Here is a 22,633-nt window from a genome sequence, read left to right as displayed (position 1 = left end):
GAAGCCCCACCGGCGGGCAGCCGAACGACCCGCCGATGTCACGTCACATCGACCTCCGTCACTACGAACGCGTCCAGTACGAACTCGGCCGTACCGTCATCCCCCACCTTCCGCAGACCGACCCACGCCTCCCCCTCCCCCGGCGCCTCGAACTCGTAGCTCAGCTCGGTGGGTGCGACGGCGACGGGCAGGGGGACCCGGTCCAGCTCCGCGGGGGCGGGCGCGTCGACCCCGGTGATCCAGGCGTACTGGCCCGCCAGCTCACACTCGTACCGCAGACGGATGCGGTACCGCCGCCCTGGCACGAGGCGGAGCGTGTGCGGGACGGTGCGGTAGACCAGGCCGGTGTTCTCGCCGCGTGACTTCAGGGACTGGGTGCCGTCGATGACGTCGTCGACCGTCTTGCCGTTCCAGCCGCGCTGGGTGAAGGGCGCGTGCCGCTGCGCGATGTGGGTGCGCGGGTCGGTGGCGCCGCCCGCGTCACCCTTCACGAAGGGCCCCCAGCCTTGTGGCACGTGCTCGAAGTCCTCGTGCGCGAGGGTCCCGGAGGGCAGCGCGGGCCGGGTGGCGCGGACGACGCGTACGTTGTCGAAGCGGACGCGGGCCTGCCCGGCGGCGGCACGCAGCGTGAGGGTGGTGGGCCCGCCGCCCTGCGGGACGGTGAAGTACGTGAACATCCGCTGGAAGCGGGTGCCGTGCTTGCGGTCGGCGGCGACCTGGTTGACCGCGGTCGAGGTGTCCGTCCAGTTGGTGGCGGTCACGCCGTCCGGGGTGCGGACCTCCAGGGCGGCCCGGCGGCGCTCGCCGGCCGTGGCACCGACCTCGACCTGGACGGACGCGGCGTAGCTGCCGGGGGCGAGCCGGGCAAGGCGCTGGGTGACGCCGGCGGCGGCGCCGGAGGCGATGACCAGTTCGTGGTCGCCGAGGTCGCTGCGGCGCACGGCGGCCGGCCCGGTGACGGTCCAGGCCGTCAGGGTGCCGGAGTGGAAGCCGGGGTCGCGCAGCGGGGTGCCCTGGCCCCAGGCGGGGTCGCGGTCCAGGTCGGCGCGGCGCCGGTAGAGGACGTAGGGCTGGTCGGCGGCGGCGTCGAGGGTGACCGAGCCGGCGGTGACGGGGACGTGGTCGACGAAGACGCGGCCCTGGTCGGTGAGCCGGTACAGGGCGACGCGGGACAGGCCCGCCCAGCCGCGCGGCAGCCGCCAACTGCTCTGCCCGCCCGCGGGGTTGTAGTGGTAGAGCTTGGCCGGGTCGGTGGCCTTGCGGGGTTCCCAGGGCAGCAGGTAGGTGCCGTCGTCGTAGACGAGCCGGTCGTCGGTGGTGATGCGGCGGGTGCCGGTGGCGTCGCTGACGCTGGTGCGGGTGGCACCGGCGAAGGTGATCTCGTGTTCGTGCCAGGCGGCGACGGGGTGCGCCTGGAGGTACTTGGCGGGCAGCGAGTGGGTCCAGATGAGCCGGTAGAAGGCGGCCCAGTCGGTCTTGCCGGTCCAGCCCTCGTAGTTGCCCATGCGGGCGACGCCGAGGAGGGTGGGCCATTTGTCGGCGAAGACGTCCTTCTGGTGGTGGCGGACGAAGCGGATCAGGCGGGAGTTGATGCCGCGGGAGGTGTCGGGGCCGTAGTCCGTCTCGGTGGCCCAGTGCGACCACAGCGACGACCGTTCGAAGCCGTGGGCCCATTCGGAGGTGACGTTCCAGCCCTGTTCCCGGAAGGTGCGCTGGAGCCGGTCGGAGGTCCAGCCGGACTCGCGGAACACGTCGATGTAGAGGGTGTCGAGGGCCGGGTCGGCGTCCCGGCGCAGCGCGGCGAAGCGGCGGACGATGTCGCCGGAGACGAGGTCGCGGCGCTGGTCGATCCGGTAGCTCTGGTCGAGCCAGTCCCACTGTTCGTCGGTCTTGTCGACGAGGGTCTCGGAGAAGGCGTGGGCGACGGGGTAGGACTCGGTGGCGTTGACGTGCACGGCGAAGTCGCTGTTCCAGCGGGCGCCCTCGCGGACCAGGGTGTTGAGGTCGCCGAGGCCGCCCGCGCGCTCGTTGTAGTTGCCCGCGTAGTCGGGGTGCGCGGAGTCGTGGCCCTCGGACTGGTAGCCCTTGAGCAGGGTGTACTGGCGCAGCCCGTCGGTGGCCAGGTGGATGCGTTTGACCTCGTCGAGCGTGGCCAGGAACGGGTTGGTGGCCTGGGAGGCGAAGTTGAACGGGATGTGCGGGACGACCCGCAGGTGCTGCTCGTCGGCGCCGCGCGGGGTGACGGCGATGGACCGGAAGGCGATCGCGGCGTCCTGCCAGTCGACGGTCCCGTCGCCGTTGCGGTCGCCGGTGACGATGACGGTGGCGTACGGGAGGGGTTCGGTGGCGTCGACGGGGGCGGTGGCGGCGCGGTGCGTCCACTGGCCGGGGGCGAGGCGGACGGCGGTGTGGCCGTCGCCGCGGACGGTCTCGTACCAGAGGCGGCCGTTCTCCCAGCTGCTGGCGGCGTCTGGCTTGTCGTAGACGGTGTTGGTCTCGACGGCGCCGCCGAGACGGTCGTGGGCGACGACGGCGTAGGCGCAGCCGGCGGGCGGTGCGGCGGGGCTGTCGGCCTGCGGGGTGAGGAGGGTGTCGCCGCTCTTGGCCTTGTCGAGCTGCACCTTCGCGGCGAGCAGCGCGGCGCCGGGCTGGTCGCTGCGGACGGACAGCAGGGCGAGGCCGGGGATCTGGAGGGTGCCGACGCGCAGGGCGGGGGTGTCGCGGATGCGGGTGACGCGCCAGTCGACGCGGTCGCCCGCCACGGTGACGCGGACGTCGATGGTGGTCGCGCCCGCCAGGGTGAGCCGGTAGTCGGCGCGGGCGGCGCCGATCCTCGCGCTCACCTCGGGGGTGTGGCTGACGCCGTCGACGAGCAGGGTCGTGACGGGGTCGGGCTGGGCGTGCAGGACGGCGCCGGTGGCGCGGTCGGTGTAGGAGATCACGGTCGGGAAGCCGGTGGCGACGCGGACGTCGAGGTCCGCGGAGCGCAGGACTGCGCTGTCGGCGCCGGCCGGGGCGGCGGCGGTGGCGGGGGCGGCGAGGCCGAGCGTCAGGCTCGTGCCCGCGGCGGCGCCGGCGGCGACGACGGCCCTGCGGCTGGGGCCGGTGGACTGGCTCGGCTGGCCTGTGGTCGGCTTCGGCTGGCCTGTGGGGGGCACGGGGCACTCCTTCTCACGGCGGGTTCGGGGTGTCGATCACGATGCGCCGCGCGGGGTCGCAGAGCCCATGGACAAAGCGGGGACAGGTGTTGGACTAACGGAGGCGCCCCCGGCACCGCTCGCGCACACCGGGCCCCGGATGCGGGCCTCCCCGGCCGCCTCCGCCAGGAGGGTCCGGGCCGGCCCGGCGGACCCTGGCGCCCGGGGTGGGCGGCGGCCTTACTCTGGGAGTGCCGGGCCCGGGGGCGGACCCCGGGGGCAGGCGACCCGGCGGCCCCAGGGGGGTGCGCGGTGGCGAACGGCGGACCGGTGGTGCACGGCTATCCGCATCTGGAGACCGTGCGGTCGGCGGTCACCGCGCTCTACAAGCGCCTCTCGTACGACACGGTGCGCACCTTCGCGACGAGCGTCGCCCCGGCCGACGTGGCCTTCGCCGACCAGGACGACCTGCACCTGGGCGCGCAGCGGGTGGCGCGGGAGCTGGTGCGGCACTACCACCTGCCGGACGCCCGCATGATCGTCGGCTTCCGGGAGATGGAGCACGCGGCGAGCGTCGAACTGGCCGCGGGGCCGGAGTACTTCATCGAGCTGAACGACCGGTTCCGGACGCACCGCAGGGACATCGGCGCCGCGCTGGCCCACGAGATCATGCACGTGTACCTGCACCGGCTGGGCCTGGCGTACCCGGGGACGCGGGACAACGAGATCCTCACCGACACCGCGGCCACCTATCTCGGCGCGGGCTGGCTGCTCCTGGACGCGTACCGGGAGGACGGGGCGTCGTCGCAGAAGCTGGGGTATCTGACGCCGGAGGAGTTCGGGTACGTCCTGGCGAAGCGGTCGCTGGTGTTCGGGGAGGCGCCGGAGACGTGGTTCACCAGCGCGCAGGCGTACACGGCGTACACCAAGGGGCTGGCGCAGGCGCGCCGCGACGAGCAGCAGCCGCCGCTCACCGCGGCGGGCTGGACCGGGCGGCGCCGGTACGCCAAGGACCGCCGGTACGCCCAGGATCACGGCCCGCACGGTCCGGCGCCCGCGGGCCCGTACGCGTTCTCCGGGGAGGGACCGCAGGGGCGGTCCGCGCTGCGGGTGTCGTTCCCCTGTCCGACGTGCCACCAGCGGATCCGGGTGCCGGTGCGCGGGCGGGTGCGGGCGCGGTGCGGGTTGTGCCGCACGGTGCTGGAGTGCGACACGTAGGTCCTGCCGGGGTCGTCGCGGGCCCCGGACACCCCGGACACCCAGGCCGCACCCGGCCCCGGCCGGTCCCGGACACCCGGCCGCACCCTGCCCCGGCCGGTCCCGGACACCCGGCCGCACCCTGCCCCGGTCGGTCCCGGACACCCGGCCACACCCAGCCCCGGCCGGCCCCGGACACCCGGCCCCGGCCGGCCCTACGCCCCGTACACCGGCCGGGACGGCTCCGTCCGGGTCAGTAGGTCGTGGACCGCTCCGCCCACCGCCGCCGGTGTCCAGCGGCCGGCCTTGTCGACGCTCGGGCCGGGCCGCCAGCCCTCCATCACCGTGATGCGGCCACCCTCTGCTTCGAAGACCCGGCCGGTCACACCGGCGCCGGCCGCGCCGGATCCCAGCCAGACCACCAGCGGCGACACGTTCTCCGGCGCCATCGCGTCGAAGCCGCCGGGCGGGGCGGCCATCGTCGCCGCGAACGTGGCCTCGGTCATCCGGGTCCGCGCGGCCGGGGCGACGGCGTTGACCTGCACTCCGTACCGGGCGAGTTCGGCGGCGGCGACCAGGGTGAGGCCGAGGATGCCCGCCTTGGCCGCGCTGTAGTTGCCCTGCCCGACGGAGCCCGCGAGGCCCGCCCCGGACGAGGTGTTGACGACCCGGGCGCTCACCGTGCGGCCCGCTTTCGCCTCCGCCCGCCAGTACGCGGCGGCCTGCCGCAGCGGCAGGAAGTGGCCGGTGAGATGGACCCGCAGGACGGCGTCCCAGTCGTCGTCGGCGAGGTTCACCAGCATGCGGTCGCGCAGGAACCCCGCGTTGTTCACCAGGGTGTCGAGCCGCCCGAAGGCGTCGAGGGCCGTGTCCACGAGCGAGGCCGCGCCCGCCCCGGTGGCGATGTCGCCGCCGTGGGCGACGGCGGTGCCGCCCGCCGCCTCGATCTCCCGTACGACCTGCGCGGCGGGGCTGTCCGCCGCGGGGGAACCGTCGAGGCCCACCCCGAGGTCGTTCACGACGACCCGCGCCCCTTCGGCGGCGTAGGCGAGGGCGTGCGCGCGGCCCAGCCCCCGGCCCGCCCCGGTGACGGCCACCACCCGCCCCGCGCAGAGTCCACCGTCCGGACCGCCGCCGCGCGCTCGTGCCGTCCGCTCCATCTCAGGCCTCCTTGTGGGCCGTCGCCGCGTCCAGGAACGCGGGGCGCTCGCCGCCGCCGTGCACGAGCAGGCTGGCCCCGGTGATGTACGACGCCGCGTCCGAGGCCAGGAACACGGCGGCTTCGCCGGCCTCGCGGGGTTCGGCGAGCCGCCCCAGCGGCACCGTCGCGCCGACCGCCGCGACGCCGGCGGCGTCTCCGTAGTGCCGTGCGGTCAGCTCGGTGCGCACCATGCCGAGCACGAGGGTGTTGACGCGGATGTCCGGCGCCCATTCCACGGCCATGGAGCGGGCCAGGTTCTCCAGGCCTGCCTTGGCGGCGCCGTAGGCGGCCGAGCCCGGTGAGGGCCGGGTCCCGCTGACGCTGCCGATCATCACGATGGAGCCGCGGGCGGCGGCGAGGTGGGCGCGGGCGGCGAGCGAGGCGGTCAGCGGTGCGGTCAAATTCAGTTCGATGACGCGGGCGTGCCGCTCGGCGTCCGTGTCACCGAGCAGCCGGTACGGGGTGCCGCCGGCGTTGTTCACCAGGACGTCCACCCGGTCGAGCCCGGCGAACAGCGCGCGTACGGCTGCCGGGTCGCGGAGGTCGACGGGGACGAACTCGCAGCCGGGCGCGGGCACTTCGGGTGGCCGCCGGGCGCACACCAGGACCCGCGCACCGGCCCGCACGAAGGCGGCCGCGATCCCCGCGCCCACTCCCCTGGTCCCACCCGTGACGACGACGACCCGCCCACGCACCCCGCGCACCCCCTCCCTCTCCACCAAACAAACGTTAGGTGGAAAGGTAGCCGACGACGCCCCGCCTGGCCACAGTCCGGGTCCAATGGGCAGCGACGAAGCCGCGAACCCCTCAGGGGCGCGGGGAACTGCGCGCCCAGCCCCCACCGACGGTCCCCCGGCGACGAGACCCCCACTCCCACGGCCGGGCACCGCACCCGCACCCGCACCCGCACCCGCACCCGCACCACGAAAAAACGGGCCCCGCGCCGGTGACTACCGACGCGGGGCCTGCTGTTCAACTCCGCCCGCTAGGGGACGCCATCCATCCGTGGGGCCGACTAGGCCGCAGCCTGGCGGGGTCCACGCGGCCCCCCGTGACCACGCCGGTTGCCGCCGCCCGCGGCACCGTTCGCCGCACCGGCACCCGAGCGCCGCCGCCCGCCGCCCGTGCCCTGAGCGGCCCGCTGACCACCCTGAGCCGAGCGCTGGCCGCCCTGCGCGGACCGCTGGCCCTCGCCGCCCGCGGAGCGCCCCGCACCACCACTGCCCGAGCCGCTGCCGCGCGAGCGGCGCGAACGCCGCGGCTTCGCGGCGGCGGCCGGAGCGGCCTGCTCGGGCACGGCGATGGTGACGGCCACCCCGGAGGGCTCGCGCGCCCCGGTGATCGTCACCAGTTCCTCGTCGGTGGAGCGGACCTGGGTCGTACGGGGCTGCACCTTGGCGTCCCGCATCAGCCGCTGCACGTCCCGCTTCTGCTCCGGCAGGACGAGCGTGACGACGCTGCCGGACTCGCCGGCGCGGGCGGTGCGGCCGCCGCGGTGCAGGTAGTCCTTGTGCTCGGTGGGCGGGTCGACGTTGACGACCAGGTCGAGGTCGTCGACGTGGATGCCGCGCGCGGCGACGTTCGTCGCGACGAGCGCGGTGACCCGGCCGTCCTTGAACTGTTCCAGGGTGCGGTTGCGCTGCGGCTGGCTGCGGCCGCCGTGCAGGGGCGCGGCGAGCACGCCGCTGGCCAGCAGCCGCTTGGCGAGCCGGTCGGCGGAGCGCTTGGTGTCGACGAAGAGGATGACGCGGCCTTCGCGGGCGGCGATGCGCGCGGTGACGGCCTTCTTGTCGGTCTCGTCGAGGACGTGCAGGACGTGGTGCTCCATCGTGGTGACGGCGCCCGCGGACGGGTCGACGGAGTGCACGACGGGGTCGGTGAGGAACTGCTTGACGAGCCGGTCCACGTTCCGGTCGAGCGTCGCCGAGAAGAGCATGGTCTGACCGCCCGGCGCGACCTGCTTGAGCAGCGCGGTCACCTGCGGCATGAAGCCCATGTCGGCCATCTGGTCGGCCTCGTCGAGGACGGTGATCCGGACCTGGCCGAGGGCGCAGTCGCCGCGCTCGATGAGGTCCTTGAGGCGGCCTGGGGTGGCGACGACGACCTCGGCGCCGCGGCGCAGCTGGCCGGCCTGGCGGGAGATCGACATGCCGCCGACGACGGTGGCCATGCGCAGGTGGAGCGAGGTGGCGTACGGGGTGAGGGCGTCGGTGACCTGCTGGGCGAGCTCGCGCGTGGGGACGAGGACGAGCGCCAGCGGGGTCTTCGGCTCGGCCTTGGCACCGGCGGTGCGGGCGAGCAGCGACAGACCGAACGCGAGGGTCTTGCCGGAGCCGGTGCGGCCGCGGCCGAGCAGGTCGCGTCCGGCGAGCGAGTTGGGCAGCGTCGCGGCCTGGATCGGGAACGGCGCGGTGACGCCCTGTGCGGCCAGGGTCTTCAAGAGGGCCGCGGGCATGTCGAGTTCGTCGAAGGCGTCGACCGGGGGCAGCGCGGGAGTGGTGTTCTCCGGCATGGTGAACTCGCGGGGCGGCGTGGGCTGTTGCCGGCGCTGCTGCTCGGGGGCGCGCCGCGCTCCTGCTGCTGCGGGGCGGGGACTGCGACGGCGGGACGGGCGGGCTGAGCTGGCCATGCGGCATGCCTTCCGGGGACTCCGGGGGGTGGGGACAGCATGAGCCGGGGCCCGCACCGTGAAGGTGCGGACCCCGGCCCGGTGATGCTGGATCAGGCGGGGAGGATGTTCTCCGCCTGGGGGCCCTTCTGGCCCTGCGTGACGTCGAAGGTCACCTTCTGGCCTTCCTGGAGCTCGCGGAAGCCCGAGGTGGCGATGTTCGAGTAGTGGGCGAAGACGTCAGCGCCGCCGCCGTCCTGCTCGATGAAGCCGAAGCCCTTTTCCGAGTTGAACCACTTAACGGTACCGGTGGCCATGTCATTCTCCTTGAACAGGTAGCAGCCCCCCATTCCGAGAACGCCCCGGCAAAACAATAATGCGCCTGAGGATCATTCCCGTCAGGCGCACATAAAGTCTATGGGTACCAAAACTGCAACACGGTGACCTTAGCACGCCTCGTCAGCGGGCCGCGAGTCCGTCCAGGACCATGGTCAGGTACTGGCGCGCGATCTCCTCGGGGCTGTGCTGTCCGCCGGGCCGGTACCAGGAGGCGGCGACCCAGACGGTGTCCCGGACGAAGCGGTAGGCGAGCCGCAGATCGAGGTCGGCGCGGAACGCGTGGTCCGCGACGCCGCGCTCCAGGGTCGTGAGCCATGTCACCTCGAAGCGGCGCTGGGAGTCGGCGAGGAACGCGAACCGCTGCTGCCCGGCGAGACGGCGGGCCTCCCGCTGGTAGATCGCGACGGCGCTGCGGTGCCGGTCGATCTCCCGGAAGGACTCGGTGACGAGGGCCTCCAGGGTCTGCCGGGGGCCGAGTCCGGCGGCGAGCACGGTGTCGTAGCCGGTCCACAGCTCGTCGAGGAAGGTCCGCAGGATCTCCTCCAGCATCGATTCCTTGGAGTCGAAGTGGTAGTAGAGGCTGCCGGCGAGCATGCCCGCCGCGTCGGCGATCGTGCGGACGGTGGTGGCGTCGTACCCCTGGGCGGCGAAGACCTCGGCGGCGGTCGCCAGGATCTCGCGGCGCCGGCCGTCCGGGGCCGCCTGGGGCTTCTTCTTCGTAGGCACGCGCCTATTGTGGTCCGCCCGCTCGCTCACCGGGTGCCCGCCGGTGCGGTGGTGCCGGCGGCCGGCAGTCCGGTGACGACGGCGACGGGGCCGGGGGCGTGCAGGGTGCGGGCCCCGGCCACGAGGGCGGCGTCGTGCCGGCCGAGGGTCAGGCCCGGCAGGCTCGCGCCGTCCGCGGTGAGGGCGACGACGAGGGTGGTGCACGGGGCGAGGGGCAGCCGGCCGCGGACGACGGCGACGGCCGGGGGCGTGGGAAGGGCGTCGCGGCGCCACATCACGTTGAGGTTGACGACGGGGCCACCGAGCAGCCGGCAGCCGGTGGTGACGTCACCGGGGAGGTCCTGGGGCACGTACGGGGCGTCGACGAGGGTGCCGCCCGCGCCGACGGTCAGTTCCATGCCCGCACCCTCGATCATGGTGAGCGTCCGGTCGACGCCGGGGAACGCGGAGAAGGGTCCGTCCGCCGCCACGTCGGCGATGCTGACCCGCCACAGGAAGCCGGCCATGTCGGCGTCCGGCGGCGCGGCGGCGATCTCGCGGGTGACGCCGCCCCCGTTCTTCCAGGCGACGGCGGCGCGGTCGGCGGCGGGCAGGGCGCGGGCGACGGGGTCGATCATGAACGCTGAGCGTACGCGGGCCGGTTCCGCCGCGACCGGGCGGTCCCGCGGGTGGCCGGGGCGACCGGGCGGGGTGGTGCCGTGCCGGGGCGCCGGACGGGGCGCCGCTTACGCTGGCGGGCATGAAACGCGCGGGCTGGCTGGTGCTCTCCTTCGTCGCTGTGGCCTCCCTCGTCCTGGGGGTGGTCCTCGTGCTGTCCCCGGACGGGGAGGGCGACGAGGCGCGGGCCCGCACCGGTGCCCCGGCGGGCGGGCGGCCGCCCGCGCTGGACGACCCGGAGAAGAAGGAGCTGGCGCAGCAGCTCGTCGCCAGCGCGGAGAACTCCACCCTGGACTGGCGCGGCCAGTACGGCTACGTCGAGGACATCGGCGACGGGCAGGGCTACACGGCGGGCATCATCGGCTTCTGCACCGGCACCCACGACCTGCTGGCGCTGGTCGAGCGGTACACGCGGGCCCACCCGGACAACGCCCTGGCCCGCTACCTGCCCGCGCTGCGCCGGGTCGACGGCAGCGACGCGCACACCGGGCTCGACCCGGGGTTCCGGGCGGCCTGGAAGGCGGAGGCGAAGGTGGCCGCCTTCCGTGCGGCGCAGGACGAGGAGCGCGACCGGATCTACTTCGATCCGGCGGTGCGCCTCGCGCAGCGCGACGGGCTCGGCGCCCTCGGCCAGTTCGTCTACTACGACGCGATGGTCATGCACGGCCCCGGCACCGGCCCGAACGGCTTCTACGGCCTGCGCACCCGCGCCCTGAAGGAGGCCGACACCCCGGCCGAGGGCGGCGACGAGAAGGCGTACCTGGACATCTTCCTGGACGGGCGGCGCGCGCTGATGAAGTCCCAGAAGGCCCACCGCGACACGAGCCGCGTCGACACCGCGCAGCGCCGCTTCCTGTACGACGGGAACCTGACGCTGCGGACACCGCTGACGTGGCAGGTGTACGGGGAGACGTACCACGTCGGCTGAGGCGGTCCGCGGCGGCGCGGGCGCCGGGCCCGGACGCACCGCGACGCCCGCCCGGTCGTCCGGTCGGGGACAGTGGGGCAGGCGTCGCGCTCAGTTCCGTACGCCGTTGTACGGGACGTTCTGGGGGTGGGGCGTTCAGACCGTGAGGGAGCGGTCCGTGGGGCGGATCGGGGCCGGCAGTTCGGAGACGCCGGTCAGGAAGCGGTCCACGCCGCGGGCGGCCGAGCGGCCCTCCGCGATGGCCCACACGATCAGGGACTGGCCGCGGCCCGCGTCACCGGCGACGAAGACGCCGGGGACGTTGGTCTGGAAGTCGGCGTCGCGCTCGATGTTGCCGCGGGCGTCGAGGTCCAGGCCGAACTGGGCGACGAGGCCGTTCTCCTGGTCGGTGCCGGTGAAGCCCATGGCCAGGGTGACCAGCTGCGCCGGGATCGTGCGCTCGGTGCCGGGCTTCGGGGTGAGCTTGCCGTCGATGAACTCGACCTCGGTGAGGTGCAGCGCCTGCACGTTGCCGTCCTCGTCGCCCTCGAAGTGGGTGGTGGAGACGGAGTAGACCCGCTCGCCGCCCTCCTCGTGCGCGGAGGTGACCTTGTAGAGCATGGGGAAGGTCGGCCACGGCTGGTTGGGGTTCCGCTCCTCGCCGGGGCGCGGCATGATCTCCAGCTGCGTGACGGAGGCGGCGCCCTGTCGGTGGGCGGTGCCCACGCAGTCGGCGCCGGTGTCGCCGCCGCCGATGACGACGACGTGCTTGCCCTCGGCGGTGATGGGGGGCTGCACGAAGTCGCCCTCCTGCACCTTGTTGGAGAGGGGCAGGTACTCCATGGCGAAGTGCACGCCGTTCAGCTCGCGGCCCGGGACCGGCAGGTCGCGGGAGACGGTGGCGCCGGCGGCGATGACGACGGCGTCGTAGCGCTTGCGGAGCTTGGCGGCGTCGAGGTCGCGGCCGATCTCCACGCCGGTGCGGAACTTGGTGCCCTCCGCGCGCATCTGCTCGATGCGGCGGTTGATGTGCCGCTTCTCCATCTTGAACTCGGGGATGCCGTAGCGGAGCAGGCCGCCGATGCGGTCGGCGCGCTCGTAGACGGCGACCGTGTGGCCGGCCCGGGTCAGCTGCTGGGCGGCGGCGAGACCGGCCGGGCCCGAGCCGATGACCGCGACGGTTTTGCCGGAGAGCCGCTCCGGGGCCTGGGGCGCGACGTCGCCGCGGTCCCACGCCTGGTCGATGATGGAGACCTCGACGTTCTTGATGGTGACGGGCGGCTGGTTGATGCCGAGCACGCACGCCGACTCGCACGGAGCGGGGCACAGGCGGCCGGTGAACTCCGGGAAGTTGTTCGTGGCGTGCAGCCGCTCCTGCGCCGCCGACCAGTCCTCGCGGTAGGCGAAGTCGTTCCACTCGGGGATCAGGTTCCCCAGCGGACAGCCGTTGTGGCAGAAGGGGATGCCGCAGTCCATGCAGCGCGAGGCCTGCTTGCTGATGATCGGCAGCAGGGAACCGGGGACGTAGACCTCGTTCCAGTCCTTGACGCGCTCGCCGACGGGGCGGGTCTCGGCGACCTCGCGCCCGTGGTTGAGAAAGCCCTTGGGATCAGCCATTGGTCGCCGCCTCCATCATCTTCTCGGTGATCGCGGTCTCGGAGAGACCCGCTCGCTCGGCGGCGTCCTTGGCGGCGAGCACTGCCTTGTACGTACTGGGGATGATCTTGCTGAACCGGGCCACGGACGCGTCCCAGTCGGCGAGCAGCTTCCCGGCGACCGTCGAGCCGGTCTCCTCCGCGTGGCGGCGCACGACGTCGTGCAGCCACTGCTTGTCGTCCTCGTCCAGGACGTCGACCGCGGCGACGCTCGTGGCGTTCACGTTGTCGGTGTCCAGGTCGATGACGTACGCGACGCCGCCGGACATGCCGGCCGCGAAGTTGCGGCCCGTCTCGCCGAGGACCACCGCGTGGCCGCCGGTCATGTACTCGCAGCCGTGGTCGCCGACGCCTTCCGAGACGACCGTGGCACCGGAGTTGCGGACGCAGAAGCGTTCGCCGGTGCGGCCGCGCAGGAACAGCTCGCCGCCGGTCGCGCCGTACGCGATCGTGTTGCCGGCGATGGTGGAGAACTCGGCGAGGTGGTCGGCGCCGCGGTCCGGGCGGACGACGATGCGGCCGCCCGAGAGGCCCTTGCCGACGTAGTCGTTGGCGTCGCCCTCCAGGCGCAGGGTCACGCCGCGCGGCACGAACGCGCCGAACGACTGGCCCGCCGAGCCGGTGAAGGTGATGTCGATGGTGTCGTCGGGCAGCCCGGCGCCGCCGAACTTCTTCGTCACCTCGTGGCCGAGCATCGTGCCGACCGTGCGGTTGATGTTGCGGATGGCGACCTGGGCGCGGACCGGCTGGGCCTCGGTCTGGTCGTTCGCGGCGAGGGCGTCGGCGGCGAGCTTGATCAGCTCGTTGTCGAGCGCCTTCTCCAGGCCGTGGTCCTGGGTGGTCAGCTGGTGGCGGACGGCGCCCTCGGGCAGGTCGGGGACGTGGAAGAGGGGGGCCAGGTCCAGGCCCTGCGCCTTCCAGTGGTCCACGGCCCGCTCGGTGTCGAGGAGTTCGGCGTGGCCGACGGCCTCTTCGAGGGTGCGGAAGCCCATCTCGGCGAGGAGTTCGCGGACCTCCTCGGCGATGAACTCGAAGAAGTTGACGATGTACTCGGCCTTGCCGGAGAACCGCTCGCGCAGCGTCGGGTTCTGCGTGGCGATGCCGACCGGGCAGGTGTCCAGGTGGCAGACGCGCATCATGACGCAGCCGGAGACGACGAGCGGCGCGGTCGCGAAACCGAACTCCTCGGCGCCGAGCAGCGCGGCGATGAGCACGTCGCGGCCGGTCTTGAGCTGGCCGTCGGTCTGCACGACGATCCGGTCGCGCAGGCCGTTGAGGAGCAGCGTCTGCTGGGTCTCGGCGAGGCCGAGCTCCCAGGGGCCGCCCGCGTGCTTGAGCGAGGTCAGCGGGGAGGCGCCGGTGCCGCCGTCGTGGCCGGAGATGAGGACGACGTCCGCGTGCGCCTTGGAGACGCCCGCGGCGACCGTGCCGACGCCGACCTCGGAGACCAGCTTCACGTGGATCCGCGCCTGCGGGTTCGCGTTCTTCAGGTCGTGGATCAGCTGGGCCAGGTCTTCGATGGAGTAGATGTCGTGGTGCGGCGGCGGCGAGATGAGGCCGACGCCCGGCGTCGAGTGCCGCGTCTTGGCGACCCACGGGTAGACCTTGTGGCCGGGCAGCTGGCCGCCCTCGCCGGGCTTGGCGCCCTGCGCCATCTTGATCTGGATGTCGTCGGCGTTGACCAGGTACTCGCTGGTCACACCGAAGCGGCCGGAGGCGACCTGCTTGATGGAGGAGCGGCGCGCCGGGTCGTACAGGCGCTCCGGGTCCTCGCCGCCCTCACCGGTGTTGGACTTGCCGCCCAGCTGGTTCATGGCGATGGCGAGGGTCTCGTGGGCCTCGCGCGAGATGGAGCCGTAGGACATGGCGCCGGTCGAGAACCGCTTGACGATCTCGGAGACCGGCTCGACCTCGTCGATGGAGATCGGCTGCCGCTCGCCCGACTTGAAGCCGAACAGGCCGCGCAGCGTCATCAGGCGCTCGGACTGCTCGTTCACCCGGCCCGTGTACTTCTTGAAGATGTCGTAGCGGCGCGAGCGCGTCGCGTGCTGGAGCCGGAAGACGGTGTCGGGGTCAAACAGGTGCGGCTCGCCCTCGCGGCGCCACTGGTACTCGCCGCCGATCTCCAGGGCACGGTGCGCGGGCGCGATGCCGCTGGCCGGGTAGGCCTTGGCGTGCCGGGCGGCGACCTCGTCGGCGATGACGTCGAGGCCGGCGCCGCCGATCTTGGTGGCGGTGCCGTTGAAGTACTTCTCGACGAAGGCCTCGTCGAGGCCGACGGCCTCGAAGACCTGCGCGCCGCGGTAGGAGGCGACGGTGGAGATGCCCATCTTGGACATGACCTTCAGGACGCCCTTGCCGAGCGCGTAGATCAGGTTCCGGATGGCCTCCTCGGGCTCGCCGTTCTCGTCGCCCGCGAGGAAGGTGCCGGCGCGGACCAGGTCCTCGACCGACTCCATCGCCAGGTACGGGTTGACGGCGGCGGCGCCGAAGCCGATGAGCAGCGCGACGTGGTGGACCTCGCGGACGTCGCCCGCCTCGACGAGCAGCCCCACCTGGGTGCGCTGCTTCGTGCGGATGAGGTGGTGGTGGACGGCGGCGGTGAGCAGCAGCGAGGGGATCGGCGCGTGCTCGGCGTCGGAGTGCCGGTCGGAGAGGACGATCAGGCGGGCGCCGGCCTCGATGGCGGCGTCGGCCTCGGTACAGATCTCGTCGATGCGGGCGGCGAGCGCGTCGCCGCCGCCGGAGACCCGGTACAGGCCGGAGAGCGTCGCGGCCTTCATGCCGGGCATGTCGCCGTCGGCGTTGATGTGGATGAGCTTGGCCAGCTCGTCGTTGTCGATCACCGGGAAGGGCAGGGTGACCGAGCGGCAGGAGGCGGCCGTGGGCTCCAGGAGGTTGCCCGCGGGGCCCAGCGAGGAGCGCAGCGAGGTGACGAGCTCCTCGCGGATCGCGTCCAGCGGCGGGTTGGTGACCTGCGCGAAGAGCTGGGTGAAGTAGTCGAAGAGCAGCCGCGGGCGCGCCGAGAGGGCGGCGATCGGGGTGTCGGTGCCCATGGAGCCGATCGGCTCGGCGGCGGTCCTGGCCATCGGCGCGACGAGGACGCGCAGCTCTTCCTCGGTGTAGCCGAAGGTCTGCTGGCGGCGCGTGACGGAGGCGTGCGTGTGCACGATGTGCTCGCGCTCGGGCAGGTCGGAGAGCTCGATCTCGCCGGCTTCCAGCCAGTCCCCGTACGGGTTCTCGGCGGCGAGGCCGGCCTTGATCTCGTCGTCCTCGATGATGCGGTGCTCGGCGGTGTCGACGAGGAACATCCGGCCCGGCTGGAGCCGGCCCTTCTTGACGACCTTGGCCGGGTCGATGTCGAGGACGCCGACCTCGGAGCCGAGGACGACGAGGCCCTCGTCGGTGACCCAGTAGCGGCCGGGGCGCAGACCGTTGCGGTCGAGAACGGCGCCGACCTGGGTGCCGTCGGTGAAGGTGACGCAGGCCGGGCCGTCCCAGGGCTCCATCATCGTGGAGTGGTACTGGTAGAAGGCGCGCCGGTCGGCGTCCATGGAGGCGTGGTTCTCCCAGGCCTCCGGGATCATCATGAGGACGCTGTGCGGCAGCGAACGGCCGCCGAGGTGGAGCAGTTCGAGCACCTCGTCGAAGGACGCGGAGTCGGAGGCGTCCGGCGTACAGACGGGGAAGACGCGCTCCAGCTTCTGCGCGCCGCGGGCGTCGGTGCCGAACAGCTCGGAGGCGAGCTGCGACTCGCGGGCCCGCATCCAGTTGCGGTTGCCCTTGACGGTGTTGATCTCACCGTTGTGGGCGACGAAGCGGTAGGGGTGCGCGAGCGGCCACGACGGGAAGGTGTTCGTGGAGAAGCGCGAGTGGACGAGCGCGATGGCCGAGGCGAAGCGGCGGTCGGACAGGTCCGGGAAGAAGGGCTCCAGCTGGCCGGTGGTCAGCATGCCCTTGTAGACGATGGTGCGGGCGGAGAGCGACGGGAAGTACACGTCGGCCTCGCGCTCGGCGCGCTTGCGCAGCAGGAAGGCCTTGCGGTCGAGCGCCACGTCCTTGTTGACCCCGTCCGCGACGAAGATCTGCCGGAAGGCGGGCATCGTCGAGCGGGCGGTGGCGCCGAGCAGCTGCGGGGCGACGGGCACCTCGCGCCAGCCGAGGACGGTCAGGCCCTCCTCGGCGGCGATCGTCTCGATGTGCGAGACGTACTCCTGGGTGCCCTGCTCGGGCAGGAAGGCGATACCGACGGCGTACGAACCGGCGGCGGGCAGGTCGAAGCCGACCGACTCGCGCAGGAATGCGTCCGGGACCTGGGAGAGGATGCCCGCGCCGTCGCCCGAGTCGGGCTCGGAGCCGGTGGCACCGCGGTGCTCCAGGTTGCGCAGAACCGTGAGCGCCTGTTCGACCAGCGTGTGGCTCGCCTCGCCGGTGAGGGTGGCCACGAAGCCGACGCCGCAGGCGTCGTGCTCGTTGCGCGGGTCGTACATGCCCTGGGCGGCAGGGCGAGCATCCATGTGCGACCAGTTCGTGGTGTCCTGGCCGCTGGTGGAATGCTGGGACGGCTGGCGCGGCGTACGCATCGGCTCTCCCGTCGTCGTCGTGGCATTGGGGTGCCGAGGGACGACGCTGGCCCTCTGCGGGGTACTGCTGAAGTACTGCTGAAAGCGCTGCCCGCAGTACCTCTGACGTACTGCTGGGGTTCAAGCTGCTGCAAAATTTCGTGCAGATTACATGATGGGGTCAATCTCGGAAACTGGATACTTCGTTCCATCATGCGGACACCGCGGTGGCGGTGGGAGGAGACACCGGCGGGCAGATCGATGTCCCGGGGGCCGGTACGCCGTGCGCGTCGCGGGCCTCATTGCCCACAGCGCTTACGGCTCATGCCCCGTGGTCAAGGAGTCGAAACCGTCCGGTAACGACTACTTATGCAAGGCCCTGTATAGCCATCTTCCGGTCGTGACCGGCGAGCCGTCAACCTATTGCAGTACCGAAGAGACTGCCCAGGAGATACGTCACACCCGCCGCGGCACCGCCCAGGACCAGCTGGCGCACCCCGCTGAACCACCACGAACGGGCGGTCACCTTCGCCACCACGGCCCCGCAGGCGAAGAGCCCGATCAGCGCGAGCACCACGGCCGGCCACAGCGCGCTCGCCCCCAGCAGGTACGGCAGCACGGGCAGCAGGGCGCCGAGGGCGAACGAGCCGAACGAGGAGACCGCGGCCACCGCCGGCGAGGGCAGGTCGCCGGGGTCGATGCCCAGCTCCTCGCGCGCGTGGATCTCCAGGGCCTGCTCGGGGTCCTTCGACAGCTGCCGCGCGACCTCGGCGGCCAGGGCGGGCTCGACGCCCCGGGAGACGTACAGCTCGGCGAGCTCGCGCTCCTCGTCGGCCGGGTGCTTGCGCAGCTCCCGCCGCTCGACGGCCAGCTCCGCCTCGACCAGCTCGCGCTGGGAGGCGACGGAGGTGTACTCACCGGCCGCCATGGAGAAGGCGCCGGCGGCGAGCCCGGAGAGACCGGTGATGATCACGGTCTGCTGCGAGACGGCGCCGCCCGCCACGCCCGCCATCAGCGCGAAGTTCGAGACGAGTCCGTCCATCGCACCGAACACCGCCGGGCGCAGCCAGCCGCCGTTGACGTCGCGGTGGGTGTGGTTGTCCCGGTGCGCGTCGTGCAGCGCCGCCTCGGTCTCGATGATGGCCATGCCGTGATCCCCACTCCCCTGAAGTCGTCCTACGCCCCAGAAGCTACGCGCGAAGCCAGGCGACCGCTAGCAAGGAAGGCCGTACTTACCTGCGGTTTTGCACCCTGCGCAACGCGACGCGCACGCGTTGACCGCGCCCTTCCCGCGGCCGTCCGTGAGATGGATCACCCATCGCCTCCGTTGACGGAGAGGGAATGTCGGCCCGAACATCTGTAAACGTTTCCAGCTGCGGGAAACGTTTACAGAGACGTCTCGGAGACGTACACAGAAACCACCCGTCCACGGGCCGAAGGAGACAGAAGATGCCGAGGGCAGCGGCCTCCGTCCAGCGGGGCCAGCCGACGATCGTCTCCATCGCCGAGCGCGCGGGCGTCTCCATCGCCTCCGTCTCCCGCGTCCTGAACGGTCTCGGCGCCCGCCGCGACACCGTCGAGCGGGTGGAGCGGGCCGCCGCCGAGCTCGGGTACGTGCCGAACGCGGTGGCCCGCTCCCTCAAGGACGGCCGCACCCGGCAGCTCACCTTCGCGATGCCCGACATCGGCAACCCGGTCTACGTCGCCATGGTCCGCGCCATCCAGTCGGTGGCGAAGGCGGCCGGCCACCGCCTGCTGCTGCACTCCACGGACGCCGTCGTCGACGACGAGCTGGCCGTCCTGCGCAGCCTCGGCGACCGCACCAGCGACGGTCTGATCATCTGCCCCATCCGCATCACCGACGCCCACATCGAGGCGCTGCGCGCCGCGGCGGGCCCGGTCGTGGTCATCGGCTCCCTGCCCGACGGCGTGCCGGTGGACAGCGTGCGCGCCGACTCCGTCGCGGGCGCCGCGCTCGCCGTGCGCCACCTGTACGACACCGGGCGGCGCCGCATCGCCTTCGTCAACGGCCCCGCCGACACGGTCCCCGGCCGCAACCGGCACGCGGGCTACCGCGCCGCCCTCGCCGAAGTCGGCCTGGCCCACGACCCCGCGCTCGTCGTCCACACCGACTTCGGCATCGAGTCGGGCGCCGAGGCCGCCGCCGCGCTGCTGCACCAGGCACCCGACGCGGTCTTCTGCGCCAACGACCAGCTGGCGCTCGGCGCGGCCCGCGCCCTGCACGCCCGCGGCCTGCGCATACCCGAGGACGTGGCGGTGGCGGGGATGGACGACAGCGTCCTCGCGCAGGCCGGGTGGCCCCCGCTGACCAGCGTCGACCTCGGCTCCACCGAGCGCGGCCGGCGCGCCGCCGAACTGCTCCTGGAGCGCCTGGCCGCTCCCGGATCTCCCGGCTCCCCCAGCTCCCCCGCTCCCCACACCACCACCGCCCCTCCCCGCCTCGTCGTCCGCGCCTCCACGGGCCCGGCGACGCCCGACGCTTGAGAGTCACGAGGTTCGAGCCATGAGTCTCTCCGCCTCCCGGGACAGTGCCGTCCCGGGCAGCCGCGGCACCCCGCCGCCGCGCACCCCCGACCAGCGCAGAAAGGCGCTCGGCCTGGACCGGGGCGCCTGGTTCCTGCTGCTGCCCGCGCTCGTCCCGATCCTGCTGCTCAGCGTCGGTCCCCTGCTGTACGGCCTCTCGCTGGCCTTCACCGACTCCCAGGCGGGCCGCACGTCACCCACCCAGTTCGTCGGCCTGGACAACCTCCTGGACCTGCGCCACGACGGCCTCTTCTGGGAGTCGTTCCGCATCGGGCTGATCTGGGCGGTGTGCGTCACGGCGCTGCAGTTCGTCCTCGCCCTCGGACTTGCGCTGCTGCTCAACCAGAACCTGCGCTTCCGCTGGCTGGCCCGCACCCTCGCACTGGTCCCGTGGGCGATGCCGGAGGTCGTCGTCGGCATCATGTGGCGCCTCGTCTACCACGCGGACGCGGGCATCCTGAACAAGACGCTCACCCAGCTCGGCGTGGTCCACGAGAACGTCGACTGGCTCTCCGACCTCTCCTACGCGCTGCCCGCGGTGATCGTCGTCGGCGTCTGGGCGGGCATGCCGCAAACGACGGTCGTCCTCCTCGCGGGCCTGCAGAACGTGCCGCACGAACTGCGCGAGGCGGCCCAGCTGGACGGCGCGGGACTCTGGCGCCGCTTCACCACCGTGACCTGGCCGGCCCTCAGGCCGGTGGTCCTCTCCATCACCGCCCTGAACTTCATCTGGAACTTCAACTCCTTCGGCCTGGTGTACGTGCTGACGCAGGGCGGCCCGGGCGGCAAGACCCGGCTGCCGATGCTGTTCGCCTACGAAGAGGCCTTCAAGTACGGGCAGTTCGGCTACGCGGCCGCGATGGGCCTCGTCATGATCGCGGTGATCGCGGTCCTGCTCACCCTGTTCCTGCGCAAGCGGCTGAAGGAGGACGCGGCATGAGCGCGCACCGCACACTGACCCGCGCGGCGGGCCGGACGGGCCAGTACGCGTCCCTCCTGTGCTACCTCGTCTTCCTGGCCTTCCCGCTGCTGTGGCTGCTGTCGACATCGTTCAAGTCCCCGCGCGAGCTGGGCTCGATCGACCCGACGTGGCTCCCGCAGCACCCGAGCCTGGACAACTACCGGGCCGCGTTCGACGCGCAGCCCCTACTGCACTCCGCGCTGAACAGCCTGATCGTCGCGGTCAGCGCGTCCCTGATCTCGGTGGCGATCGCCGTCCCGGCCGCGTACGTGATGGTCCGGTACCGGTCGCGCGTCAGCCAGGCGGGCACCGCGTGGATCCTGGTCAGCCAGATGTTCCCGTTCGTCCTGGTGATCATCCCGCTGTTCCTCGTGCTGAAGAACCTGCACATGATCGACAGCATCGCGGGCCTGATCATCGTCTACGTCGTCTGGAACCTGCCCTTCTCGCTCTGGATGCTCCAGGGCTACGTGAAGGCGGTGCCGACCTCGCTGGAGGAGGCGGCGGCGGTGGACGGCGCGAGCCGGCTGCGCACGCTCGTCAGCGTGGTGCTGCCGCTGCTGGCCCCCGGCCTGGTGGCCACGCTGATGTTCAGCTTCGTGACCGCCTGGAACGAGTTCTTCTTCGCCCTCGTGCTCCTCAAGTCCCCGGAGAACCAGACCATGTCGGTCATCCTCACCCGCTTCCTCGGCGCCGAGGGCGTCGCGGACCTCGGCCCGCTGGCGGCGGCCTCGGTCCTCGCCACCATCCCCAGCCTCGTCTTCTTCGCCCTGCTCCAGCGCCGCCTGGTGGGCGGCATGCTCAGCGGGGCGGTGAAGGGCTGATGCGCACCCGGCGGATCGCCGCGCCGGCCGCGGCGGCGCTGTGCCTGTCCCTCCTCGCCGGCTGCGGCGGCGGCGACGACTCGGCGGACGGCACGGTCACCCTCGAATTCCTCAGCCTGGCCTGGCAGAAGGAGTCCGTCGACGCCAACAAGGCCCTCGTGAAGCAGTGGAACGACACCCACGCCCACGTCAAGGTCAAGTACGTGCAGGGCAGTTGGGACAACGTCCACGACCAGCTCCTCACCTCCTTCGAGGGCGGCGAGGCGCCGGACATCTTCCACGACGACGCCTCCGACCTCACGGACTTCGCCAACGGCGGCTACCTGGCCGACCTGACCCCGTACCTGCCCGCGTCCCTGCGCAAGGACATCCCGCGGGCGTCCTGGGACACGACCACCTACCAGCACGCCACGTACGGCGTCCCCTTCCTCCAGGAACCCCGCGTCCTCATCGCCAACACCAAGCTGCTGAAGCAGTCCGGGGTCCGGGTCCCCACGGCCGCGCACCCCTGGAGCTGGGACGAGTTCGAGGCCGCGTCGCGCAGGCTCACCCGCGACACGGACCACGACGGCACGCCCGAGCGCTACGGCGTCGCCTGGTCCATGAAGGAGCCGGTCAGCCAGTCGGTCAACCTCTCCCTGTCCACCGGCGGCCAGATCTTCTACAAGGACGAGGACGGCAAGAACGAGATCCGCTACGACGCCGCGGACTCGGCCGTGGCCCAGCTCATCAACCGGCAGGTCAACAAGGACCGCACAGCGCCCAAGACGGGCCTGGGCATGTCGGGTTCGGACACCCTGCCCGGCTTCTTCGCGGGCCGCTACGCCATGCTCCCGCTCAACTTCTCCTACCGCCAGCAGGTCCAGCAGCAGGCTCCCAAGGGCTTCGACTGGACGGTGCTGCCCATGCCCTCCGACGCCGGCGGCCTGGCGCAGGGCACCGCCCCGCAGACCCTCTCCGTCTCTCAGGACAGCCGGCACAAGCAGGCGGCGACCGACTTCATCGCCTTCCTCACCCAGGCCCGCAACCAGGTCCGCCTCGCCCGCGGGGACTGGCTGCTGCCGACGAGCACCCAGGCGCTCAAGGACCCGGCCCTCACCACGGACACGTACGGCTGGCGGACCGGCGCCGACATCGCCACCGCCCTGCGCCCCTCCCCGGTCCTCGGGGTGCGCGGCTACGCGGAGTGGAAGGACAAGGTCGCCACCCCCGCCTACCAGGAGTACTACAACGGCGCGTTCGGCATCGACGAGCTGCGCTCGCGCCTGGCCACCGACGGCAACCGCATCCTCGACCGCTACCAGCGCTGAACCGA

At 72.6% G+C, this 22,633-nt stretch carries 17 protein-coding genes; 7 read left to right on the top strand and 10 right to left on the bottom strand.

All coding sequences use genetic code 11. The features are described from left to right. Positions 1 to 38: 38 nt before the first annotated feature. Entirely contained in the window at positions 39 to 3,158 is a 3,120-nt protein-coding gene (locus ACIBW6_RS34380; RefSeq protein WP_399066775.1) for an endo-alpha-N-acetylgalactosaminidase family protein, read from the bottom strand. A gap of 291 nt (positions 3,159 to 3,449) precedes the next feature. Between ACIBW6_RS34380 and ACIBW6_RS34375 the strand changes: the two genes are divergently transcribed. Then, complete coding sequence (locus ACIBW6_RS34375; protein WP_399066773.1) at positions 3,450 to 4,355, top strand: hypothetical protein; 906 nt, start codon at positions 3,450 to 3,452, stop codon at positions 4,353 to 4,355. Positions 4,356 to 4,549: 194 nt separating this feature from the next. Here the strand turns inward: ACIBW6_RS34375 and ACIBW6_RS34370 are convergent, their stop codons facing one another. From ACIBW6_RS34370 to ACIBW6_RS34345, 6 genes are all read right to left on the bottom strand, one after another. Beyond that, on the bottom strand, positions 4,550 to 5,494 hold the full coding sequence (locus tag ACIBW6_RS34370) for an SDR family oxidoreductase (RefSeq protein ID WP_399066771.1): 945 nt from the start codon (positions 5,492 to 5,494) through the stop codon (positions 4,550 to 4,552). Position 5,495: 1 nt separating this feature from the next. Beyond that, positions 5,496 to 6,230, bottom strand: a complete 735-nt coding sequence (locus ACIBW6_RS34365; protein WP_399066779.1) for an SDR family oxidoreductase — start codon at positions 6,228 to 6,230, stop codon at positions 5,496 to 5,498. A 320-nt stretch (positions 6,231 to 6,550) separates the two neighbouring features. Beyond that, positions 6,551 to 8,164, bottom strand: a complete 1,614-nt coding sequence (locus tag ACIBW6_RS34360) for a DEAD/DEAH box helicase (RefSeq protein WP_399066769.1) — start codon at positions 8,162 to 8,164, stop codon at positions 6,551 to 6,553. Positions 8,165 to 8,256: 92 nt separating this feature from the next. Beyond that, positions 8,257 to 8,460, bottom strand: coding sequence for a cold-shock protein (locus tag ACIBW6_RS34355; protein WP_005318814.1), 204 nt, complete (start codon positions 8,458 to 8,460; stop codon positions 8,257 to 8,259). 142 nt (positions 8,461 to 8,602) lie between these two features. After that, positions 8,603 to 9,208 (bottom strand): TetR/AcrR family transcriptional regulator, encoded by a 606-nt coding sequence (locus tag ACIBW6_RS34350; RefSeq protein WP_399066767.1) that lies wholly within the window; start codon positions 9,206 to 9,208, stop codon positions 8,603 to 8,605. 26 nt (positions 9,209 to 9,234) lie between these two features. After that, positions 9,235 to 9,825 carry a HutD family protein gene (locus tag ACIBW6_RS34345; RefSeq protein ID WP_399066765.1) on the bottom strand — a complete coding sequence of 197 codons (591 nt, stop codon included), beginning with the start codon at positions 9,823 to 9,825 and terminating at the stop codon, positions 9,235 to 9,237. A gap of 122 nt (positions 9,826 to 9,947) precedes the next feature. On the opposite strand from ACIBW6_RS34345, the gene ACIBW6_RS34340 reads away from it, so the two are divergent. Further along, the gene (locus ACIBW6_RS34340) at positions 9,948 to 10,793 is read left to right on the top strand and encodes a chitosanase (protein ID WP_399066763.1); all 846 of its coding nucleotides are present in this window, start codon (positions 9,948 to 9,950) and stop codon (positions 10,791 to 10,793) included. Positions 10,794 to 10,928: 135 nt separating this feature from the next. Here ACIBW6_RS34340 and ACIBW6_RS34335 read toward each other — a convergent pair whose 3' ends face one another. Both ACIBW6_RS34335 and gltB read right to left on the bottom strand, forming a co-directional pair. Further along, complete coding sequence (locus tag ACIBW6_RS34335) at positions 10,929 to 12,389, bottom strand: glutamate synthase subunit beta (RefSeq protein ID WP_399066760.1); 1,461 nt, start codon at positions 12,387 to 12,389, stop codon at positions 10,929 to 10,931. Continuing rightward, complete coding sequence (gltB, locus tag ACIBW6_RS34330; RefSeq protein ID WP_399066758.1) at positions 12,382 to 17,010, bottom strand: glutamate synthase large subunit; 4,629 nt, start codon at positions 17,008 to 17,010, stop codon at positions 12,382 to 12,384. The genes ACIBW6_RS34335 and gltB overlap by 8 nt, the downstream gene beginning before the upstream one ends. On the opposite strand from gltB, the gene ACIBW6_RS34325 reads away from it, so the two are divergent. After that, entirely contained in the window at positions 16,943 to 17,092 is a 150-nt protein-coding gene (locus tag ACIBW6_RS34325; RefSeq protein WP_399066781.1) for a hypothetical protein, read from the top strand. The genes gltB and ACIBW6_RS34325 overlap by 68 nt on opposite strands. A gap of 312 nt (positions 17,093 to 17,404) precedes the next feature. Here ACIBW6_RS34325 and ACIBW6_RS34320 read toward each other — a convergent pair whose 3' ends face one another. Continuing rightward, positions 17,405 to 18,136 (bottom strand): VIT1/CCC1 transporter family protein, encoded by a 732-nt coding sequence (locus ACIBW6_RS34320; RefSeq protein ID WP_399066755.1) that lies wholly within the window; start codon positions 18,134 to 18,136, stop codon positions 17,405 to 17,407. Between the two features lie 302 nt (positions 18,137 to 18,438). Here ACIBW6_RS34320 and ACIBW6_RS34315 point away from each other — a divergent pair, with 302 nt between their 5' ends. From ACIBW6_RS34315 to ACIBW6_RS34300, 4 genes are read left to right on the top strand one after another with little or no spacing between them, the layout of a single operon-like run. Further along, positions 18,439 to 19,494, top strand: coding sequence for a LacI family DNA-binding transcriptional regulator (locus ACIBW6_RS34315; protein WP_399066753.1), 1,056 nt, complete (start codon positions 18,439 to 18,441; stop codon positions 19,492 to 19,494). Between the two features lie 19 nt (positions 19,495 to 19,513). Beyond that, on the top strand, positions 19,514 to 20,473 hold the full coding sequence (locus tag ACIBW6_RS34310) for a carbohydrate ABC transporter permease (RefSeq protein WP_399066751.1): 960 nt from the start codon (positions 19,514 to 19,516) through the stop codon (positions 20,471 to 20,473). Continuing rightward, positions 20,470 to 21,318, top strand: coding sequence for a carbohydrate ABC transporter permease (locus tag ACIBW6_RS34305; RefSeq protein WP_399066750.1), 849 nt, complete (start codon positions 20,470 to 20,472; stop codon positions 21,316 to 21,318). The genes ACIBW6_RS34310 and ACIBW6_RS34305 overlap by 4 nt, the downstream gene beginning before the upstream one ends. Next, entirely contained in the window at positions 21,318 to 22,628 is a 1,311-nt protein-coding gene (locus ACIBW6_RS34300; RefSeq protein ID WP_399066749.1) for an ABC transporter substrate-binding protein, read from the top strand. Before ACIBW6_RS34305 ends, ACIBW6_RS34300 begins: the two co-directional genes overlap by 1 nt. The last annotated feature ends 5 nt before the right edge of the window (positions 22,629 to 22,633 follow it).

The organism is Streptomyces sp. NPDC049813 (assembly GCF_044465085.1).
Lineage (GTDB): Bacteria > Actinomycetota > Actinomycetes > Streptomycetales > Streptomycetaceae > Streptomyces.
This window is presented reverse-complemented; position numbering and strand designations above follow the sequence as displayed.